The organism is Devosia yakushimensis (assembly GCF_030159855.1).
Taxonomy (GTDB): domain Bacteria; phylum Pseudomonadota; class Alphaproteobacteria; order Rhizobiales; family Devosiaceae; genus Devosia; species Devosia yakushimensis.
The window spans coordinates 64,781-83,356 of record NZ_BSNG01000002.1 but is presented as its reverse complement, the minus strand read 5'-3'; the positions used below and the strand labels follow the sequence as shown (position 1 = coordinate 83,356).

At 62.6% G+C, this 18,576-nt stretch carries 27 protein-coding genes and 1 tRNA gene; 22 read left to right on the top strand and 6 right to left on the bottom strand.

Annotated features, from left to right (window positions below; translation table 11 throughout):
• Positions 1-43 precede the first annotated feature (43 nt).
• Entirely contained in the window at positions 44-745 is a 702-nt protein-coding gene (locus QQL79_RS17610) for a GntR family transcriptional regulator (protein ID WP_284393063.1), read from the top strand.
• Positions 746-795: 50 nt separating this feature from the next.
• On the opposite strand, the gene QQL79_RS17605 is transcribed toward QQL79_RS17610, so the two are convergent.
• Positions 796-1,056, bottom strand: coding sequence for a hypothetical protein (locus tag QQL79_RS17605; protein ID WP_284393062.1), 261 nt, complete (start codon positions 1,054-1,056; stop codon positions 796-798).
• A 41-nt stretch (positions 1,057-1,097) separates the two neighbouring features.
• On the opposite strand from QQL79_RS17605, the gene QQL79_RS17600 reads away from it, so the two are divergent.
• On the top strand, positions 1,098-1,352 hold the full coding sequence (locus QQL79_RS17600; protein WP_284393061.1) for a hypothetical protein: 255 nt from the start codon (positions 1,098-1,100) through the stop codon (positions 1,350-1,352).
• Between the two features lie 302 nt (positions 1,353-1,654).
• Complete coding sequence (locus tag QQL79_RS17595; protein ID WP_284393059.1) at positions 1,655-2,359, top strand: hypothetical protein; 705 nt, start codon at positions 1,655-1,657, stop codon at positions 2,357-2,359.
• 129 nt (positions 2,360-2,488) lie between these two features.
• On the opposite strand, the gene QQL79_RS17590 is transcribed toward QQL79_RS17595, so the two are convergent.
• The gene (locus QQL79_RS17590) at positions 2,489-3,778 is read right to left on the bottom strand and encodes a S8 family serine peptidase (RefSeq protein WP_284393058.1); all 1,290 of its coding nucleotides are present in this window, start codon (positions 3,776-3,778) and stop codon (positions 2,489-2,491) included.
• A 120-nt stretch (positions 3,779-3,898) separates the two neighbouring features.
• Between QQL79_RS17590 and QQL79_RS17585 the strand changes: the two genes are divergently transcribed.
• Positions 3,899-4,399: an RNA polymerase sigma factor gene (locus QQL79_RS17585; protein WP_284393057.1), complete on the top strand. Its 501-nt coding sequence runs from the start codon at positions 3,899-3,901 to the stop codon at positions 4,397-4,399.
• On the top strand, positions 4,396-5,127 hold the full coding sequence (locus QQL79_RS17580) for an anti-sigma factor family protein (RefSeq protein WP_284393056.1): 732 nt from the start codon (positions 4,396-4,398) through the stop codon (positions 5,125-5,127). The genes QQL79_RS17585 and QQL79_RS17580 overlap by 4 nt, the downstream gene beginning before the upstream one ends.
• 14 nt (positions 5,128-5,141) lie before the next feature.
• Here QQL79_RS17580 and QQL79_RS17575 read toward each other — a convergent pair whose 3' ends face one another.
• Positions 5,142-5,888, bottom strand: coding sequence for an SDR family NAD(P)-dependent oxidoreductase (locus QQL79_RS17575; protein WP_284393055.1), 747 nt, complete (start codon positions 5,886-5,888; stop codon positions 5,142-5,144).
• 106 nt (positions 5,889-5,994) lie between these two features.
• Here QQL79_RS17575 and QQL79_RS17570 point away from each other — a divergent pair, with 106 nt between their 5' ends.
• Positions 5,995-6,588: a TetR/AcrR family transcriptional regulator gene (locus QQL79_RS17570; protein WP_284393053.1), complete on the top strand. Its 594-nt coding sequence runs from the start codon at positions 5,995-5,997 to the stop codon at positions 6,586-6,588.
• Between the two features lie 35 nt (positions 6,589-6,623).
• On the opposite strand, the gene QQL79_RS17565 is transcribed toward QQL79_RS17570, so the two are convergent.
• Positions 6,624-6,845, bottom strand: coding sequence for a hypothetical protein (locus QQL79_RS17565; protein WP_284393051.1), 222 nt, complete (start codon positions 6,843-6,845; stop codon positions 6,624-6,626).
• On the opposite strand from QQL79_RS17565, the gene QQL79_RS17560 reads away from it, so the two are divergent.
• Positions 6,831-7,232, top strand: coding sequence for a VOC family protein (locus QQL79_RS17560; protein ID WP_284393049.1), 402 nt, complete (start codon positions 6,831-6,833; stop codon positions 7,230-7,232). The genes QQL79_RS17565 and QQL79_RS17560 overlap by 15 nt on opposite strands.
• A 256-nt stretch (positions 7,233-7,488) precedes the next feature.
• Here QQL79_RS17560 and arr read toward each other — a convergent pair whose 3' ends face one another.
• On the bottom strand, positions 7,489-7,911 hold the full coding sequence (gene arr, locus QQL79_RS17555) for an NAD(+)--rifampin ADP-ribosyltransferase (RefSeq protein WP_284393047.1): 423 nt from the start codon (positions 7,909-7,911) through the stop codon (positions 7,489-7,491).
• A gap of 199 nt (positions 7,912-8,110) precedes the next feature.
• Positions 8,111-8,200, bottom strand: a tRNA-Ser gene (locus tag QQL79_RS17550).
• Between the two features lie 124 nt (positions 8,201-8,324).
• Between QQL79_RS17550 and QQL79_RS17545 the strand changes: the two genes are divergently transcribed.
• From QQL79_RS17545 to QQL79_RS17475, 15 genes are all read left to right on the top strand, one after another.
• On the top strand, positions 8,325-8,768 hold the full coding sequence (locus QQL79_RS17545; RefSeq protein ID WP_284393387.1) for a gamma-glutamylcyclotransferase family protein: 444 nt from the start codon (positions 8,325-8,327) through the stop codon (positions 8,766-8,768).
• A 74-nt stretch (positions 8,769-8,842) separates the two neighbouring features.
• Complete coding sequence (locus QQL79_RS17540; RefSeq protein ID WP_284393046.1) at positions 8,843-9,622, top strand: MBL fold metallo-hydrolase; 780 nt, start codon at positions 8,843-8,845, stop codon at positions 9,620-9,622.
• A gap of 240 nt (positions 9,623-9,862) precedes the next feature.
• Positions 9,863-10,603 (top strand): 50S ribosomal protein L21, encoded by a 741-nt coding sequence (locus tag QQL79_RS17535; protein ID WP_284393045.1) that lies wholly within the window; start codon positions 9,863-9,865, stop codon positions 10,601-10,603.
• 12 nt (positions 10,604-10,615) lie between these two features.
• Positions 10,616-10,882 carry a 50S ribosomal protein L27 gene (gene rpmA / locus QQL79_RS17530; protein WP_284393044.1) on the top strand — a complete coding sequence of 89 codons (267 nt, stop codon included), beginning with the start codon at positions 10,616-10,618 and terminating at the stop codon, positions 10,880-10,882.
• Positions 10,883-11,098: 216 nt separating this feature from the next.
• Complete coding sequence (locus tag QQL79_RS17525; RefSeq protein WP_284393043.1) at positions 11,099-11,620, top strand: GNAT family N-acetyltransferase; 522 nt, start codon at positions 11,099-11,101, stop codon at positions 11,618-11,620.
• Entirely contained in the window at positions 11,611-12,135 is a 525-nt protein-coding gene (locus tag QQL79_RS17520) for a GNAT family N-acetyltransferase (RefSeq protein WP_284393042.1), read from the top strand. Before QQL79_RS17525 ends, QQL79_RS17520 begins: the two co-directional genes overlap by 10 nt.
• Positions 12,132-12,668, top strand: a complete 537-nt coding sequence (locus tag QQL79_RS17515) for a GNAT family N-acetyltransferase (RefSeq protein WP_284393041.1) — start codon at positions 12,132-12,134, stop codon at positions 12,666-12,668. Before QQL79_RS17520 ends, QQL79_RS17515 begins: the two co-directional genes overlap by 4 nt.
• A complete protein-coding gene (gene obgE, locus QQL79_RS17510; protein ID WP_284393040.1) occupies positions 12,665-13,708 on the top strand; it encodes a GTPase ObgE in 1,044 nt (347 codons plus the stop codon). Before QQL79_RS17515 ends, obgE begins: the two co-directional genes overlap by 4 nt.
• Before the next feature lie 13 nt (positions 13,709-13,721).
• Complete coding sequence (proB, locus tag QQL79_RS17505) at positions 13,722-14,864, top strand: glutamate 5-kinase (RefSeq protein ID WP_284393039.1); 1,143 nt, start codon at positions 13,722-13,724, stop codon at positions 14,862-14,864.
• Positions 14,865-14,889: 25 nt separating this feature from the next.
• Positions 14,890-16,131, top strand: coding sequence for a glutamate-5-semialdehyde dehydrogenase (locus tag QQL79_RS17500; RefSeq protein WP_284393385.1), 1,242 nt, complete (start codon positions 14,890-14,892; stop codon positions 16,129-16,131).
• 6 nt (positions 16,132-16,137) lie between these two features.
• Positions 16,138-16,779 carry a nicotinate-nucleotide adenylyltransferase gene (locus QQL79_RS17495; protein WP_284393038.1) on the top strand — a complete coding sequence of 214 codons (642 nt, stop codon included), beginning with the start codon at positions 16,138-16,140 and terminating at the stop codon, positions 16,777-16,779.
• Positions 16,780-16,957: 178 nt separating this feature from the next.
• Complete coding sequence (gene rsfS / locus QQL79_RS17490; RefSeq protein ID WP_370461260.1) at positions 16,958-17,350, top strand: ribosome silencing factor; 393 nt, start codon at positions 16,958-16,960, stop codon at positions 17,348-17,350.
• Between the two features lie 57 nt (positions 17,351-17,407).
• Positions 17,408-17,890 carry a 23S rRNA (pseudouridine(1915)-N(3))-methyltransferase RlmH gene (rlmH, locus tag QQL79_RS17485; protein WP_284393037.1) on the top strand — a complete coding sequence of 161 codons (483 nt, stop codon included), beginning with the start codon at positions 17,408-17,410 and terminating at the stop codon, positions 17,888-17,890.
• 47 nt (positions 17,891-17,937) lie between these two features.
• The gene (locus tag QQL79_RS17480) at positions 17,938-18,195 is read left to right on the top strand and encodes a type II toxin-antitoxin system Phd/YefM family antitoxin (RefSeq protein ID WP_284393036.1); all 258 of its coding nucleotides are present in this window, start codon (positions 17,938-17,940) and stop codon (positions 18,193-18,195) included.
• Positions 18,192-18,575: a type II toxin-antitoxin system VapC family toxin gene (locus QQL79_RS17475; RefSeq protein ID WP_284393034.1), complete on the top strand. Its 384-nt coding sequence runs from the start codon at positions 18,192-18,194 to the stop codon at positions 18,573-18,575. The genes QQL79_RS17480 and QQL79_RS17475 overlap by 4 nt, the downstream gene beginning before the upstream one ends.
• Position 18,576 lies beyond the last annotated feature (1 nt).

Below are 18,576 nucleotides of genomic sequence, written 5' to 3'. Positions count from 1 at the left end.
GTCTGATTGAAATGCCGATTGAACCACCGATACGGAGCGGCTGATGGCGACGGGCCAGACAACGGCACTCAAGCGCAGCAAAACCGCCACCGATCTGCCGGGCGACAGTCTCAACCGGCAGGTCGCCTATCGGCGCATGCAGCAATTGCTGTTATCGGGCGAGATCGAGCCGGGCCAGAACCTGTCGCAGCGCGATCTGGTCAGCTTGTTGGGCATTTCCCTGGGCGCCCTGCGCGAACTCCTGCCGCGGCTGGAGGCCGAGGGCCTGCTGACCATCCTGCCGCAACGCGGCATCCAGATCACCGCCGTCGATCTGCGCATGATTCGCGAATCCTATCAGATCCGCATCGCCTATGAGCGCGAGGCGACCATCCACGCCATCACCCACGTCACCGACGAAGCCCTGCACGCTCAGCGCAAATTGCATACCGATCTGTTCGACCGCGCCGGCGTCGCCATTACCGGCACGCTGCTCGAAGAAGCGCAGAAGGTGGATTCCGATTTCCACGACTTCCTGATCGGCGCCACCGGCAACGAAAGCCTGATGCAGGCCTATTCGATCAACGCCATCCGCGTCCGCATGATCCAGATCGACCGTATCCGGCTCAATCCGGTCGTGCTGGCCCCGGCCCTGGCCGATCACATCGAAATCATCGATGCCATTCTGGCCCGCGACCGCAATGCGGCAATCGCCGCCATTGAAAATCACATCACCAATGCGCGAAACCGCGCGGTCAGCTTCTAGCCGGCGGCGACCGAAAACCCGGCACCTTGGCGCCGGGTTCGATCACAAGATCAGTCGTCATCGTCGCTGTCGTCCCAGCGATCGTCGTCATCACGCTCCCAGCGGTCGTCATCGAGAGACCACCACTGCTGATGCCACCAGCGCGGCCGGCGGTCATCGTCATCATCGTCGTCGTCAGCCAGCTGGATAGCAGGCGGATCGGCCACGACCGGCTTGGCCGGGAACACTTCGACATCAAGCCCGAAACTCAGGCTCGTGCCCGCCAATAGCGGCAGCAGGGCATAGGCGACGGCTTTGATAGATCTTCGCATGTCGAACTCCGTTCAGCGCTCAATCGTCGTCGTCGGAGGAATTGGACGAGCTGTTCGAGTTGGAGTTCGAGGAGCTGTTGCTGCTCGAATTGGAGGAAGAGTTCGAACTGGAGTTGGACGAAGAGTTCGAGTTCGAATTGGACGAAGAGTTGGAGTTGGAATTCGACGAGCTATTCGAATTCGAATTGGAATTCGAATTAGACGACGAATTGCTGTTCGAATTCGAATTGGAGTTCGAACTCGAACGGGCAGCCCAGCGGCCATTGACCCAGTCATGCCAGGCCCCGTCGATATAGGTGGTGCGGCGATCGGCCAGCCGCAGATGCTCGCTCGGGGCGGCGGTGGGCTGCGGATCGGCGACACTATAGGCCTGAACCGGCGCGCTGCTGACGGCCATGAGGCCGGCCACGGCGAGAGTTGTGATTGTGATGGTCTTGCCCATTTGGACATGTCCTTTCTCGTGCCGGAGCGAAGCTGCTCCACCAGGCAAGACGGATGAGCGGCCGCCCTATTCCGAAAATTCTTTTGCCGGCGAACCGGGAATAAACCCTGCGCCCATGCGTCACCCACACGATTGAACCCCAATGGGAGACCGCAAATGTTCGGCCGGATCACGCCAAAGATACGTTTCCTCTGTGCCCCGGAAGATGAGGGGGTCATCGCCCCGCCCCTTCCGGCCAAGGGGCATTTGCCGGATTGGTTTCGGAAACTGCCGCCCGTCGATACGACCAAGCTTGCGCCGGGCGATACCGGCCTCACCGTCAAGCGCTGCATGCCCTTTCTCGATGCCATGATGACGGGTTATGTCCTGCCCCTCGCGGCAACTGTCAGGCTTGAGATCAAGGATGGCGGCAAGACGGTCACCGCCGGATGGGACTTCGACAAGACCATGGTGAGCAATCACGGCAGCCACCAGGTCGCCGGTCATCCGAACGGCGATATGCCGCCCTGCAAGTTTCACAATTACTGGTCGATCCGCACGCCCGAGGGCTGGAGCTGCCTCTTCGTTCCCCTGCTCAATCGCGCCAATCCGGTCTTTGAGCCCGTGGCCGGCGTAGTTGACACCGATACCTATACCGCCCCCATTCATTTCCCGTTCTTCGCCCGCGGCGCCGACGGGCTGCATGAACTGGAAAAGGGAACGCCTATCGTGCAGGTCATTCCCTTCAAGCGGGACACCACCATGCTCGAGGCCGAGATAGGAAGCGAAAGCGCTGCCGAAGCGGTCGAGCGGCAGAAAATCTTCCGCAATACCCTGGCAAGCCCGGGCTGGTATCGCCGTTTCGCCAGGGCAGCGCGCTAGGACCAATCGACATTTAGTCAAGAAATCAGCGGAATGGCGCCGCTCACCTCTCCCTTTGGGGGAGAGGTCGGCCCGAAGGGACGGGTGAGGGGGCCTTCACCCAAGGATGGTGAATGGTGATTGGCTGGCTCAGCAGGGCGAGGGCATTTTTACAAGGCCCCAGCCAAACACCTCGTCCCGGCCCGCGGCGCCCAGATCGCGGCTGGTCTCAGCCAGAACCGCAATTGCCTCGCTCGCCTCCTTGCCATCGGCCATCGCAGCCGCGAGGGCAGTGGTGACGAAAGGAACCGCAAAGGACGTGCCCGATTGCGGGCGCACGCCGGAAATCGAGGCCGCCGTGGGAATATTCACACCCGGCGCGGCAAAGCTCACATGCGCACCCTGCACCGCGCGGCGATAGATATTGTCCCGGCCATCCACGGCGGTGACCGCAACAACATCCGGATAGGCCGCCGGGAACAGCGGCGCCGAGCGTGGCCCGGCATTGCCGACAGCCGCAACCACCGGCACGTTGCCGGCCTGCAGCCGCTTGATGGCCGCAGCCAGAATGGCATTGTCCGGTCCGGCCAGGCTCAGGCTGACCACGTCCACACCCGCCTCGCCCAGGCGTTCCAGCGCCTGGACCAGCGCGAACACATCGCTCCGCTCGTCCGTACCGACCCGGCCGAATGGGTCCACCACCAGCAATTGCGCTGCCGGCGCAAGCCCCGGCACGCGATCCTGCGGGCTGCCCACAAACATGGCGACAATGGCCGTACCGTGCTTGCGCTCGGACGGCGTAACGTCAGGCGGAGCGAGCGTCTCAAGGGTGACGTCGGCCTGTTTGAGCATGTCGTGCTCGAGATTCACCCCCGTATCGACAACGCCGATAAAGGGCTCGAAACGGCAGATCGGATCGGCCGCGGGAGGCCAGCCGACGGCTTCCCAATGGCCGCAAAGCGCCCCCGAACACTCCCGCGGCACGGCCTGGCTGCGGTAATAGCTATTGGGCGCAGCCAGCGCCGCCGGCGCGGTCGCGCCGATCATCTCCAGCGCCGCCGTCACGCCAAGGCCACCGGGCACCCTGAACAGCACGCGGCTCCCCCGCTCCGTCAGGGCGACGAATCCCTTGTCCAGCAGCATGTCCCGGGCCGGCGCATCGAGCCCTTCCACAACCACCTGGTCGGGCGCCTGCTCCGGCAGCGGAACACTGATCGGCGCAGGCGGCGCCCGCTTTACCGGCGGCACATACCGGTAATCATCGTCATCGTCGTCGCTTTCAAAATAGTCGTCATCATCGTCGTCGCCACCGCCATCGTCGTCATCATCATCGGCCACGACCGGGCTCGAGAGGATGGGCGAGAGGACAAGCGCCGAGCAAAACATCAGGCCCAGGGCCAAAAACAGAATGCGCAAAAATGTCGGAGCAGCGTGCAGCATGACGATTCATCTCGATAGGGCCATCTCACCGCATAACGTATGAGAAGGTCTTCTATTCTATAGATGACAAAAAATGCGGTTGCGCGGGAATAACCGGCTCGCCCAGACGTCTGGATTAGCATGAGCACGATCGCTTCCAGTCTCGTTCCGATGTTGCCGCGCCTGCGGCGCTATGCGCTCGCCCTGTGCAAGGTCGCCGATACTGCCGACGATCTGGTCCAGGTCGCCTGCGAAAAGGCCCTGGCCAGCAAGATGCAGAGCCCGGACGTCTCGTTCGATGCCTGGATGTTCCGCATTCTGCGCAATAGCTGGATCGACCGGCTGCGCCGGCAACGGACGCGCGGGGAAGAAATCGACATTGTGGAACATAGCGATATCGGCGCCTTCGACGGCACCATGGTGCCCGAGAACCGCCTGATGCTGAAGCGCACCATGCAGGCCATTGGCCTCCTGCCGCAGGACCAGCGCGAACTCCTGCTGCTGGTCTGCGTCGAAGAGCTGAGCTATCGCGACGCCGCCGAAGTGCTCGGCCTGCCCATCGGCACAGTCATGAGCCGGCTGGCGAGGGCACGGCGCAAGCTGGCCGAAGAATTGGGTATCGAAGCGGGGAAACTTCTGTGAGCAAGCCATCAACACCCCCCATTACCGACGAAATCCTGACGGCCTTCGCCGATGGCGTTCTGGATGAACCGCAATTCTCCAGGGTCGCCCAGGCCATCGAGAACGATGACGACCTGGCCGCCCGCCTCGAGCAGCTGGTGGAAGGCGCGGCCCTTGCCAAGGCCGGCTTTGCCCCCCTGCTTGCCCCCGTGCCTGCTGCGCTCGAAAAAAACGTAAGAGCAGCCATCGCCAGGGCCGAGCGCGGCGCCACCTGGCAGAACTGGCTCGAAAAGCTTCGGCTTTCCCCGGTCGGCGCCACCGCTTTTGCGGCCGTGATCGCCCTTCTTGCCATCCCGTCCCTCTACCTGCTCACGCTTCGCGGCGACAATGGTCCGGCCATCGGGACACTCGAAGGCCCCGACATCGCCATCGCGCTCGATAGCCTGCCATCCGGCGAGAGCCGCACCCTGCCCAACGGCATGGATGTGACGGCCATTGCGACCTTTATCGATGCCGCCGGAACCACCTGCCGGGAATTCGAAACCACAGGCGCCGCCAATTATCTGGCCGTCGCCTGCCGAACCGCCCAATCCTGGCAGACGCGATTGGCCATCGCCACCACACAGGATAATGGCAATTACCGCCCCGCATCGGGCATGGAACTGCTCGACAGCTATCTGCAATCGATCGGCGCAGGAGTGCCTCTGCTCGACCAGGACGAGCTCAAGGCCCTCCAGCGCCCCGATTAGCGATGGCGATGCGCTCAGGCGTTAAACCCGCTGTCCACCAGGATTGAGGTGCCGGTGATACTGCGGCCGCCCGGGCCGGCAAGATAGACAACGGCCGCCGCGATATCCTCAGGATTGCCGAAACGTCCAAGCGCATTGAGCGCCATCTGGGACGGCGCCATCGGGCCATCCGCCGGGTTCATATCGGTGTCGGTGGAGCCGGGATCGACGGTATTCACCGTGATCCCTTGCGCCCCCAATTCCCGTGCCAATGCCCGGGTCATGCCCGAAACGGCAGATTTGCTGGTGACGTAAAGGCTCAGCCCCGGTCCCGCGACCCTTGTCGCCATATTGGTGCCGATCGAGATGATCCGCCCGCCTTCGCGCATATGCCGCGCCGCCGCCTGCGCGGCAAAGAACGGCGCCCGGGCATGTATCGAGAACAGCCGGTCGAATGTTTCCACCGTGACCTCGCCGAACGGGCCGCCCGTGCCAATACCCGCATTGTTGACCAGGATATCGATCCGCCCCAATTCCTCGACAGTCCGGTCGACCGCGGCAATCACCGCCTGCGGATCGGCAGAATCAACCTGCATGACCAGGGCGCGTCGGCCCAGCGCCCTGACCTGCCGCTCGACCTCGCCCGCCTTCTCGCCATTGCGTTCGAATGTGAAGGCAATGTCGGCACCCCGACGGGCGAGCGCCAGCACCGTGGCCGCGCCAATGCCGCGGCTTCCCCCGGTGACGAGGGCCACAAGGCCCGATAATTCAAGCTCAGTCATTTCGATCTCCATTTTCTACCGATTGGTACATAATTGGTTATGGCAGTTGCGATACAGCGTCAACGATTTTATACTGATCGGTAGACAAGTATCAGGAAACCCGGTTTTGGCAGGCCGCCCAAGAGAATTCGATCGCGATGCCGCCCTCGACAAGGCGATGCGCCTGTTCTGGGAGCGCGGCTACGAGGGCACTTCGGTGAGCGACCTGGCCGACGCTCTGGGTATCGGCAAACCGAGCCTTTACGCCGCCTTTGGCCCGAAGGAACAACTGTTCTACGAGGCACTCGATCTCTACACCCACCGCTATGGGCCCAAGATGCAGGACGCCCCGACCGCTAAAGAGGCGCTTGAATCAATCCTGCGCAGCAATGCCCAGAACTATACCGATCCCGGTGTCCCCAGCGGCTGCATGATCGTGCTCGCCGCCGCGGTCGGTCCGCCACAGAATGCCGAAGTGCGGGCGCATCTGGCCACGATACGGAACGGCGCGAGCGCGACATTCGCCGCGCGGATCAGAAGGGGCATCACCGAGGGCAACGTTCCGGAAGGTGCCGATGCCGAAGCCATGGCCGCATTCTACACCACGGTACTGAACGGGCTGGCCCTGCAAGCGCGCGATGGCGCCGGCGGCGCCGCGCTGGATCGTGTCATCGACGGCGCCATGGCCGCCTGGGACATTCTGGCCAAACCGGGGAAGTGAAGGGGATGCGCAGCATGCCCCCTTGGCGACGATAATCAGGAAAATCGCGCCATCTTCATGAGCTCGTCAGCCCTGAGCAGCGCTCTGGGCGGCGCTTCCGGCAGTCTGGGTGTGGTCGCAATCGGGCTGCCCATGGTATTTCTGATCCCGGCCGTATTTTCATTGATCGCGGTAATGGGGCTCCTGGCGATGGCGAAATCACACGTCATCCCGAGCAATTGAGGTCGGGCGTAGAGGCTGAAATGCAACTTGATCACCGTTCAATCCTGGTGAAGGACCTCGAGGCGAGCATTGCGTTTTACAGGTCCGTGCTCGGCATGGACCTGCTGAGGACATCGGGCGCTCCAATGACCGGCGCCTGGCTCGGGGCGGATGGAAAAGACATCGTTCACCTCAACACCGGGCCAACCGAAGGTCTCGGCCATGTCAAAGACGTCCACATCGCGCTCCGCACCGATCGGTTCGCCGAACTGATCGACGCCCTCGAGGACAAAAGCGTAGCGTTCGAAAGCTGGCAGGGAGAAGCCGGTGCCGTCGGCCGCCATGCCCTCGGATTCCGCCAGATCTATCTTCAGGATCCCGATGGCTATTGGATCGAGATCAACGACGTAGACCCGGGCCGCAAACTGCGGACGTTGGAGTGAAGGCAAATTGCTCTGTTGGCCCGGGAGAAGATCCAAACCCGGCCGCGCGCAGTCCCGGCCAGCAATGCCAAAACACCAAAAATGTGACGCTAGATGAAATGAATGGCGGGCCGAAGCCGACGAAGCAGAGAGCTACGTCTACGCTATAGCTCTCTAGAACTGAGGCAAGAGCGAGTGGCTACAATAGAGTGCATTGCTGCCGTCTCCTTTTAGCGCTTCGATCACGCAATAAGCACAATATGCTTGTCGCCGCGCATCAGTTGATGATCTCGCCTCGTTCGTCTGAGCGCAGTGCGGTCAGTCGTTCTCTCCAAACCTGTAGTGCTTCGGGCGTCAATCGGGTCCAATGCGTGATTTCGCCAATGACCTTGAGCGGTGCGCTGCTGCGATACGACCGAGTGGGGTTGCCGGGAAATTTCTTGTCGGTCACGTTCGGGTCGTTCTCGAATGTCCCGGTCGGCTCTACGGCATAAACACGCGGTACTGCGCCGCCTTCGGTGAGCTCCGCCGCGATTTCAGCGGCAAGTCCGGCTCCGTCCACAATGGCTGTGAAGTAGATGTGGTTCATCACCACTTCAGGACGATAGTTCGACCGGTATCCTGCGGTGAGGATATCACCCACGCGCAAATCCGCGATTGTGCCGTGAAAGAACGGTCCCTCGTCCAGCACTTCGGTCATCGCATCGTCCTTATCTTGTGAGTCTGCTTGTAGTCAGTGAGCTAAGCGGTACCAACGTCCGCGATGAGGTCGGTTCCAGCCGTCTTCGATTTTCAGAATATATCGGGCTGCAGCGCAGAATCGGCGGTTCGCCCTACCGCATGGTGAGCGTGCGGCGATCGGCGGCAATAGCGAGCCATGGAGGGCAATCGGCGGCTTTTGGCGGAGAGAGAGGGATTCGAACCCCCGATAGAGTTGCCCCTATGCCGCATTTCGAGTGCGGTGCATTCAACCACTCTGCCATCTCTCCGCGAGATCGTCAGCGGCCTGCGAGAGGCGCCCGGTCGACACGGGCGGGCTTATGGCATAGCAAAGCGGCGCCCGCAACACCCTTGTCGTCATCAACCTGTGCATGAGGCCCGCCATTGCCCACAATGCCGCTCTTTGCCTATGGCACCTTGCAGGATGACGATATCCTCGCTGCCGTTCTGGGTCGGTCGGTGGCAGGCGCCGCGCTGCCGGCGGCTATCGCTCCCGGCTTCAAGGCCGTCGCCTATCCGGGCCGGGTCTATCCTGCCCTGGTTGCCTGCGCGGGAGCCACGGCGCCGGGCCGGCTGATCCATGGCCTTGATGCCCTCGACCTGGCCGCGCTCGACGCCTTCGAGGGGGATGAGTACCGCCGCGCTCCGATTGCCATCGCATGCGATGGCACAAACATCTCCGCCTATGTCTATCTGCCGCTCATCGATATCGCGCCGAACAGTCCCTCCTGGTCGTTCCAACACTGGCTTTCCCATCACAAGCCCGGGCTTATCGAAGCGGAAACCCGCACGGCCCGCAATTTGCGGCAACGCCTCAGCGAGAAGGCGCCTAGGTAACGATTGTGTGGGTGGTGAACCCAACAGCGCCCGGCTACGTTGCCCCGGCGAGCCATTGGGAATGGGAGTTCATCATGAAGCGTCGTGATCTGGTTGCCGGCATGGCGATATTGCCCCTCGTGCCATGGGGTGCAGGAACACTTGGAAGCGCTCTGGCGCAGGATGGGGAAACAAAAGTGGACGGCGATACTATCGAAACCAGCGCGGGGCCCTTGACCATCCATCCCGTCGATCACGCCAGCCTGGTGCTCGCCTTTGGCGATGCGGTCATCTATGTCGACCCGGTGGGCGGCGCGGCCCGTTATGAAGGCCTGCCGGCGCCGACCGCGGTGCTGGTGACCCATGGTCACGGCGACCATTTCGACGTGCCCACGCTCGATGCCATTGCCGCGGGCGTGCCGATCCTGACCAGCCAGGAAGTCTTCGACAAATTGCCGCCCGCGCTCCAGGGCAATGCCAAAGCCATCGCCAATGGCGAACAAACCACCTTTGCCGGCCTGCCCCTCAAGGCCATCCCCGCGCATAACATCACCGCGGACCGCATGAACTATCATCCGGTGGGCGTGGGCAATGGCTATCTGCTGACCTTTGGCGACAAGGTGGTCTATGTTGCCGGCGACACCGAGCCCACCCCCGAAATGCTGGCGCTATCAGGCATCGCCGTGGCCTTCCTGCCGATGAACCTGCCCTATACCATGACGGTCGAGCAGGCGGCGGAAGCGGTCAACACCTTCAAACCCGCCATTGTCTACCCCTATCACTATGGTGACAGCGACCTCGATGCCTTCGAGGCTGGCGTCACCGCAGAGGGCGTGGAAGTCCGCCGGCGCGATTGGTACGCCAAAAGCGCTTGAGGCAAAGCGGCAAAACCGGACGAAGCGCCTTGACTCTTGGGGCTTTTGCCCCGATAAGCGCCCCCGGAATGCGCGCTGGCTCGTCTGGCGCGCCTCTATTCGTTTGAAAACGCTGCTTGAGGCTGCCTGCCGGTGCAATCGATCCGGCTCAGTTCGAAGTCCGCAGGAACAATGGCTTTCCCTGCGGCGCCGCAAAGCGCGACAGAAAGGGACCAGGCGTTTGACGCTCCTGGTTGAACTATGACTTTTGCCGTGATCAAGACCGGTGGCAAGCAGTATAAGGTTGCCGCCAACGACGTTCTCAAGATTGAAAAGCTCGACGCCGAAGCCGGCTCCATCGTCACCTTCGACCAGGTGCTGATGGTTGGCGACACCGTTGGTGCCCCGCTCGTTGAAGGCGCGCTCGTCGCTGCCGAACTGCTTGAAACCCGCAAGCAGAAGACGGTCATCATCTTCAAGAAGAACCGTCGCCACAATTACCGCCGCCGCAATGGCCATCGCCAGCTGCTCTCGACCGTGCGCATCACCGAAATCCTGACCGGCGGCGCCAAGCCCTCGATCAAGACCGCCGCTGTCGCCACCAAGACCGAGAGCACTGCCGCTGAAAAGCCGGCCAAAGCTGCTGCCAAGACCACCAAGACTGCTGCCCCCAAGGCAGAAGCAGCTACCGAAGCCAAGGCTCCGGCCGCCAAGAAGGCTGCCAAGTCTGCCGCCGATTTCACCGACGATCTCAAGCTGATCGGTGGCGTTGGCCCGGCTCTCGAAAAGAAGCTGATCGCCGCTGGCATCACCAGCCTGACCCAGATCGCCGCCTGGAAGAAGGCCGACGTCGCCAAGTTCGACGAAGAACTGGAATTCCACGGCCGCATCGAGCGCGACGAATGGGTTGCCCAGGCCAAGGATCTGGTTGCTGGCAAGCCCCCGCGCGCCAAGGTCGACCAGGAAGCCGTGGCCGACAAGGCCGAAGACAAGACGAAGTAAGGATACTCCACCATGGCACACAAAAAAGCAGGCGGTTCATCCCGCAACGGTCGTGATACCGCTGGCCGTCGTCTTGGCGTCAAGAAGTTCGGCGGCGAAGACGTGATCGCTGGCAACATCCTGGTCCGTCAGCGCGGCACCAAGTGGCACCCGGGCACCGGCGTCGGTCTGGGCAAGGACCACACCATCTATGCACTGATCGACGGCAAGGTTGCCTTCCGCACCCGTGCGAAATCGCAAGTATTCATCTCCGTCGAGCCGGCAGAGGCCGCCGAGTAATCCGGCCGGTCCTCACGAACCCAGCCGGTGACCTGTTCCCCGGCTCGCGTTCCTGCAACAGCGATATCAAAGGGGAACCGGTCCGCCGGTTCCCCTTTTCGCATCCAGGAAACGCAAAATGCACCCCATCCAGGCCAAAGCCACCGCCCACGAAGTAACCCTGCGAGCCGCTTCCATGGCTGTGTCCTGCGGCATAAGGCTGAGGGATGGAACAAGATGACGCCGATCCGGACAGAACGGCTGATTTTGCGCGAATCCACGCTGGGCGATGCTCCCTGCTATGCGCTCGGTGTCGGTGAATATGAGGTCGCACGCTTCCTGACGCCCGTGCCCTATCCCTATACTTTGGGCATGGCGATCGATTGGCTGCGCCAGGCGCAGCCGGCAACGCCCCAGCGCTCCATGCTGATCATCGAGCTGCCGGGCAAGGGGCTGATCGGCTGCGTATCGCTGATCAACGAACTGGGCTATTGGATCGCCCGGCCGCATTGGAACAGGGGCTATGGTACTGAGGCGGCGGCAGGATTGCTTGATTGGCATTTTTCCGGCACCGATGCCGATGCGGTCACCTCGAGTGCCCATCACAACAATATCGCCTCACTGAGCGTGCAGAAGAAACTGGGCTTCGTGCCGACCGGCACCGAAATGCGATTTTCCCAGACCCTGCAGCGCAATGTGAATCACGTGGTGACCCGGCTGACGCGACAGGACTGGATTGGGGGGAAGCGATGGCGCTGAAAGACGATCTGCCCGCAACAATCGGCACGGAGCGCCTGACGCTGCGCACCCCGGCCATGACCGATCTCGCCGATCTGGTGGCGCTGGCCAATAATTGGAAGGTCATCGAGCCCACCGCCGTCATGCCCTATCCCTATGGCGAGGCCGACGGCCGCGCTTTCCTCACTGCGCTTGGCGACCCCGACAAGCCGCACGCCTATGCCATCACCAATGGCGAGGACCGCATGATGGGCGTGGTCAGTCTCAAATTCGAAACCGGCAAGCTGCCTGAATTGGGCTATTGGCTGGGGGAACCCCATTGGGGCCGGGGCTATGCGCCCGAAGCGGTCAGAGGTTTGCTGCAAGCCGCCGCCGCGGCCGGCATTGCCGAGATCAGGGCCCGCGTGCTGGAGAGTAATCCAGCCTCCATCCGCGTCTTGGAAAAGGCCGGCTTCCAGGTCATCGAGCAGACAACCAGCATCGTCGAGCGGCATCGCGGCAAGCCATTGCTGATCATGGCCTGGAGAGCGCCATGATCCCCTTGCTCCATACGTCGCGCTTCGTGCTGCGCCAACCGCAGGCGGGGGACGCCGAGGATATCGCGCGCTACCTCAATGATTTTGACGTCGCGGGCAATCTTGCCCGCGTGCCCTTCCCCTATCGCCTCTCTGATGCCAGAGCCTGGCTGCGCACCCGCACGCCTCACCTGCCGGTCGACGAAACCAATTTCACCATCGAATTGCCCGGCGAAGGGCTGGCTGGCCATGTCGGCTTCCACCGCGGTCCGCTGGGGCCCATTATCGGCTATTGGCTGGGCCGCCCCTTCTGGAACCGGGGCATCATGACCGAAGCGGCGACCACCAGCCTCGACTGGTTCTTTGCCACCACCAATGCGCCGGTGGTCTATTCGGGCGTTTTCTATTTCAACGCGGCCTCTTTGGCAGTCCAGAACAAGCTTGGATTTACCGAAACCGGCCGCTCAAGCCTGCTCTGCCTTGCGCGCGGCGCCGAGGTGGAGCATATCGACACAGAATTGACGCAGAGCGTCTGGAAGGCCCGTACCTCATGAAGTTTCTCGATCAGGCCAAGATATTCGTGCGCTCCGGCGATGGCGGGGGCGGCTCCGTGTCGTTTCTGCGCGAAAAATTCGTCGAATTCGGCGGTCCCAATGGCGGCAATGGCGGCCGCGGCGGCGATGTGGTGATCGAATGCGTCGATGGGCTCAATACCCTGATCGATTATCGCTACCAGCAGCATTTCAAGGCCAAGACCGGCACCCATGGCATGGGCAAGAACCGCACCGGGGCCGATGGCGCCGATGTCGTGCTGCGCGTGCCCGTCGGCACCCAGGTCTTTGAAGATGACAACGAGACCCTGATTGCCGACCTCACCGAAGTTGGCCAGCGCATCGTGCTGCTCTCGGGCGGCAATGGCGGCTTCGGCAATGCCCATTTCAAGACCAGCTCCAACCAGGCGCCGCGCCACGCCAATCCCGGCCTGCCGGGCGTTGAAAAATGGATCTGGCTGCGTCTCAAGCTCATTGCCGATGCGGGTCTGGTTGGCCTGCCCAATGCCGGCAAGTCGACTTTCCTTGCCGCCGTTTCGGCGGCCAAGCCAAAAATCGCCGATTATCCCTTCACCACGCTCCACCCCAATCTGGGCGTGGTCTCGATCGGTGAACGCGATTTCGTCCTGGCCGATATTCCCGGCCTCATCGAAGGGGCCAGCGAAGGCGCCGGCATTGGCGACCGCTTCCTGGGCCATATCGAGCGCTGTGGCGTCCTGATCCATCTCATCGATGGCACCCAGGACGATATCAAGACCGCCTATAAAACCATCCGCGGCGAGCTGGTCGCCTATGACGAACGCCTGGGCGAGAAGCCGGAAATTGTCGTGCTCAACAAGATCGACGCCATCGAGCCGGACGACCTCAAGGAAAAGCTCAAGGTTTTGAAAAAGGTCAGCAAGGCCGATGTGCTGCTGGTCTCGGGCGTCACCGGCAAGGGTGTCGATCAGGTGCTCTACGACGTCGTGGGCGTCCTAGACGCCGAAAAGGCCGCCAAGGTCGAGGCCGAGCGGCGCAAGATCGAGCCCAACTGGGCTCCATAGTGGTTGCAGAAAAATGAACGCCCTAGCGCCCTATAAGCGCCTCACCATCAAGATCGGCTCGGCCCTGCTTGTCGACAAGCAGGGCAGGCTTCGTGCCGGCTGGCTGGCCGATCTCGCGGCCGATATCGCAGCGCTCAAGGCCGAGGGGCGTGAGGTGGTCATCGTCTCCTCCGGCGCCATCGCCCTGGGCCGTGGCCTTTTGGGCCTCGCCGCTGTCGCGCTGACGCTGGAGCAGTCTCAGGCCGCCGCCAGCGCCGGACAGATTGCTCTCAGCCAGGCCTGGGCCGAGGCCCTTGGCCGCCACAGCATCGTGACCGGGCAAATCCTCATCACGCCCAATATCACCGAGGAGCGGCGCTATTACCTCAATGCCCGCACCACGATCGCCACCCTCTTGGGCCTGGGCGCGGTGCCGATCATCAATGAGAATGACAGCGTCGCCACCGCCGAAATCCGCTATGGCGACAATGACCGTCTCTCGGCCCGCGTCGCCACCATGATCGAGGCCGATTGCCTGATCCTGCTCTCCGACATTGACGGGCTCTATACCGCCCCGCCGGCCAAGGACCCTTCGGCCATCCATCTGTCCGAAGTGCCTGCCATCACGCCCACCATCGAAGCCATGGCAGGGGGCGCGGCAAGCCATCTCTCGCGCGGCGGCATGACCACCAAGGTCGAGGCCGGCAAGATCGCGACCCATGCCGGCACCGCCATGATCATTGCCAAGGGCACCGAGGCCCATCCCCTCAAGGCCCTGACAACGGGCGCTCGCCACACCCTGTTCCATCCCGCCCGCAGCCGGGCCCAAGCGCGCAAGCGCTGGATCATGGGCACCCTGGCCGTCGCGGGAACCCTCCAGGTCGATGCCGGCGCCGCCCGGGCGCTGCTGACCGGCAAGTCGCTGCTGCCCATTGGCGTCACCAAGGTCACCGGCGATTTCGAACGCGGCGACACCATTGCCGTGACCAATCCCGACGGCACCGAAATCGCCCGGGGCCTGGCCGGTCTCGATAGCGACGAGGCCCGGCTGGTCATGGGCAAGCGCAGCGATGCCGTGGTCGAATTATTGGGCGCCGGCAATCGCGCCGCCCTTGTGCATCGCGACAATCTCGTGCTGGTAGGCAGCCAAGAGGAGACGAGCAGTGAGCGCGCTTGAAGCCAATCTGTCGCTGAACGAAATCATGGCCGGCCTGGGCCGCAATGCCCGCATGGCCGCCCGCAAGCTCGCCATCGCTTCATCAGAACAGAAACGCACCGCGCTCCTGACCGCGGCCGGCGCCATCAATGCGCATCGCAAGGCCATCCTCGCCGCCAATGCCAAGGACATGGAAGCGGCCCGCACCAAGGGCATTTCCAAGGCCTTTCTCGACCGGCTCGAACTCAATGACAAGCGCATCGACGGCATTATCGAAGCCGTCAAAACCATTGCCGAACTGCCCGATCCGGTCGGCACGACCATTGCCGAATGGGACCGGCCCAATGGCCTTCATATCGAGCGCTTGCGCACCCCGCTCGGCGTCATCGGCGTGATCTTTGAATCCCGCCCCAATGTCACCGCCGATGCCGGCGCACTCTGCATCAAGTCGGGCAATGCCGTCATCCTGCGCGGCGGCAGCGACAGCTTCCATTCGAGCCGCGCTTTGGTCGATTCCCTGCTCGATGGTCTCCATCTGGCCGGCCTGCCGGTCGAATGCGTGCAACTGGTCCCCACCACCGACCGCGCCGCCGTCGGCGAAATGCTCAAGGGGCTGGACGGCAATATCGACGTCATCGTGCCGCGCGGCGGCAAGACGCTGGTCGCCCGCGTGCAGGACGAAGCCCGCGTGCCGGTCTTCGCCCATCTCGAAGGCATCGTGCATGTCTATATCGATAAATCCGCCGATCTCGAAAAGGCCGTCTCGGTGACCCTCAACGCCAAGATGCGCCGCACCGGCATTTGCGGCGCCGCCGAGACCCTTCTCGTCCATTCTGACGTGGTCGGCACCCACCTCAATCCCATCCTTGACGCGTTGATGGCAAAAGGCTGCGAAATACGCGGCGATGCTACGGTAAATGCTAACAGTCTGTTAACCAAACCGGCCACGGAAGAGGATTGGCGCACCGAATATGAGGACGCGATCATCTCGGTAAAAGTGGTCGACAGCGTCGAGGACGCCATCGCCCATATCGAGAAATATTCGAGCCACCACACCGAGGCGATCATCGCCGAAGATGCTGTGGCCGTTGAGAAATTCTTCAACGAGATCGACTCTGCGATCCTCTTGCACAACGCCTCGACCCAATTCGCCGATGGCGGCGAATTCGGCTTCGGCGGGGAAATCGGCATCGCCACCGGCAAAATGCACGCACGCGGCCCGGTCGGCGTCGAGCAGCTGACCAGCTTCAAATACCGCGTCCGCGGCAACGGTCAGACGAGGCCTTAGCCCCACTTGACCCTCCGCGCTCCGCTCCGCATTTCCGGCACGACCGAACTGCCTCCCTCCGCGGCTGGCATGCGCATTGGCCTGTTCGGCGGCAGTTTCAATCCTATCCATGAGGGCCACCGGCTCGTCGTCGAAGAGACCCTGCGCCGGCTGCGCCTCGACGCCGTCTGGGTCCTGGTGACGCCCGGCAACCCGCTGAAAAACCACAACGATCTTGCCCCGCTTGCCGATCGTGTCGCCGCCGCCCGGCACCTGCTCGATGACCCGCGCATCCGCGTCACCGGCTTTGAAGCGGCCTATGGCTTCACCTATTCCTGGCAGACCATAAAATTCCTCACCTCGGCCATGCCCGACCGGCGTTTCGTCTGGATCATGGGCGCCGATAATCTCGTCGACTTCCACCGCTGGGAGCGCTGGCGCGACATCGCCGCCATGGTACCCATGGCGGTCTATGTGCGGCCCGGCTCCTCGCGGCTGGCGCCCGTTTCGCGCGCGGGCATCGCGCTGGGCCGCTATCGGATCGATGAGGAAGATGCCGGTCGCCTGGCCAGTCTCCCCCCGCCAGCCTGGGTCTATCTGCATGGCCGGCAATCCCCCCTATCCTCCTCGGCAATAAGAGCACGGCGCCGTCGTGAAACTGCAAAGTGAGCGGCCTACCTTGCGAAAACCGCCTCAAAAGCGCATATTGCTTTCGTGTGATTGAAGTCACCAATCAAGGAACTGATTGCTTGCCGTTTGCAAAGACGCCTGCACATTCCGATCAACAACCAAGGATGCTGACCCCACGCATGACCCATGCACGAGCATGGGCGGAAGGCCATTGCTGATGGCCGCGCTGCCCGAGAACACCTCTCCCCACGCCGAGGCCCCCCTCGCCACCCCGGATCGCCCGATGATCGATGTCATTCTCGAATGCCTTGACGATGCCAAGGCCGAAGAGACCATTGCCGTCGACATTACCGGCAAGTCCTCGCTGGCCGACCACATGGTCGTGACCTCCGGCCGCTCCCAGCGCCATGTCGGGGCCGTGGCCGACCAGGTGATCACCGCCCTGCGCGATGCCGGCCATTGCAAGCCGCGGGTCGAGGGATTGCCCCATTGCGATTGGGTTCTGGTCGATGCCGGCGACGTCATCGTCCACATCTTCCGCCCCGAAGTGCGCGAGTTCTACAACATCGAAAAGATGTGGCAGGCCGACTTCGCCGCCGACGCCCACTAGGGCGGAGCCTGGTGTAGACCTCATGGTGAGCCTGTCGAACCACGAGGTCGTGGCATAATGCGCATAGCTATCGCGGCTGTCGGCCGGATGAAGGCCGGGCCCGAACGGGAAATGGTGGCGCGCTATCTCGATCGCGCCATCGGCGGCGGCAAGCCGCTGGCCTTGACCGGCTTTGATATTATCGAGCTGCCCGAATCCCGCGCCGGCTCATCGGCCAGCCGCAAGGCCGACGAGGCCAAGGCCCTGCGCGCCGCCCTGCCCGAGGGCATTGTGGTGGCGCTCGACGAACGCGGCAAGACCATCGGCTCGGAAACCTTTGCCAACCAGATCGGCCGCTGGCGCGATGATGGCCGCCCCGCCGCCAGCTTCATCATCGGTGGCGCCGACGGGCTCGATCCGGCCTTCGTTTCTGCCGCCGATCTGGTGCTGAGCTTCTCCCCCCTCACCTGGCCGCATCAATTGGTCCGCATCATGCTGGCCGAGCAACTCTACCGCACCACAACCATCCTGTCCGGCCACCCCTATCACCGCGGCGATTGAAATGGACCATCGAATGGTCTATTTTAAGTAGGTAATGGAGACCCCAGATGGATATCGCCCTATCTGATGCCAAGGCACAGCTGACCGACCTCGTCCGCCGCGCCGAGGCCGGCGAAGAGATCGTTTTGACGCGCCACGGCACCCCGGTTGCCCGGATTGCGCCGATAAAGCCAGTTCTCACGCCTGCCGAAAAGATGGCGAGGATCACTGCCATTCGTGCAGCGACCAAAGCCATCCCTGACGATGGCGTCTCGGCGGCACGGAGCCAGGATTTTCTCTACGATGAGCTTGGTCTGCCCAAGTGATCGTTGTCGATACCTCCGCTCTTCTGGCCATTCTCAAGAACGAACCGCAAGCCGATGCATGCCAGCGCGCCTTGGCATCCGCCGAGACCATATTGATCTCGGCACCAACATTTGCCGAAGCGATGATCGTCGCCGGACCAAAGGGCCTGCTCATCCCCCTCAACCGGCTGCTGGACGGCGTCGCGGCCGAATGCATTGCCCTGACCGAGACCGGAGCAAAAGACGCAGCCGCGGCCTATGCTATCTGGGGCAAGGGCAGCCATCCCGCCGGCCTCAATTTTGGCGATTGTTTTGCCTATGCCCTGGCCAGGGAGCGCGATTGCCCCCTGCTTTTTGTCGGCAATGATTTCAGCCAGACCGACATCGTCAGCGCAATCTGAG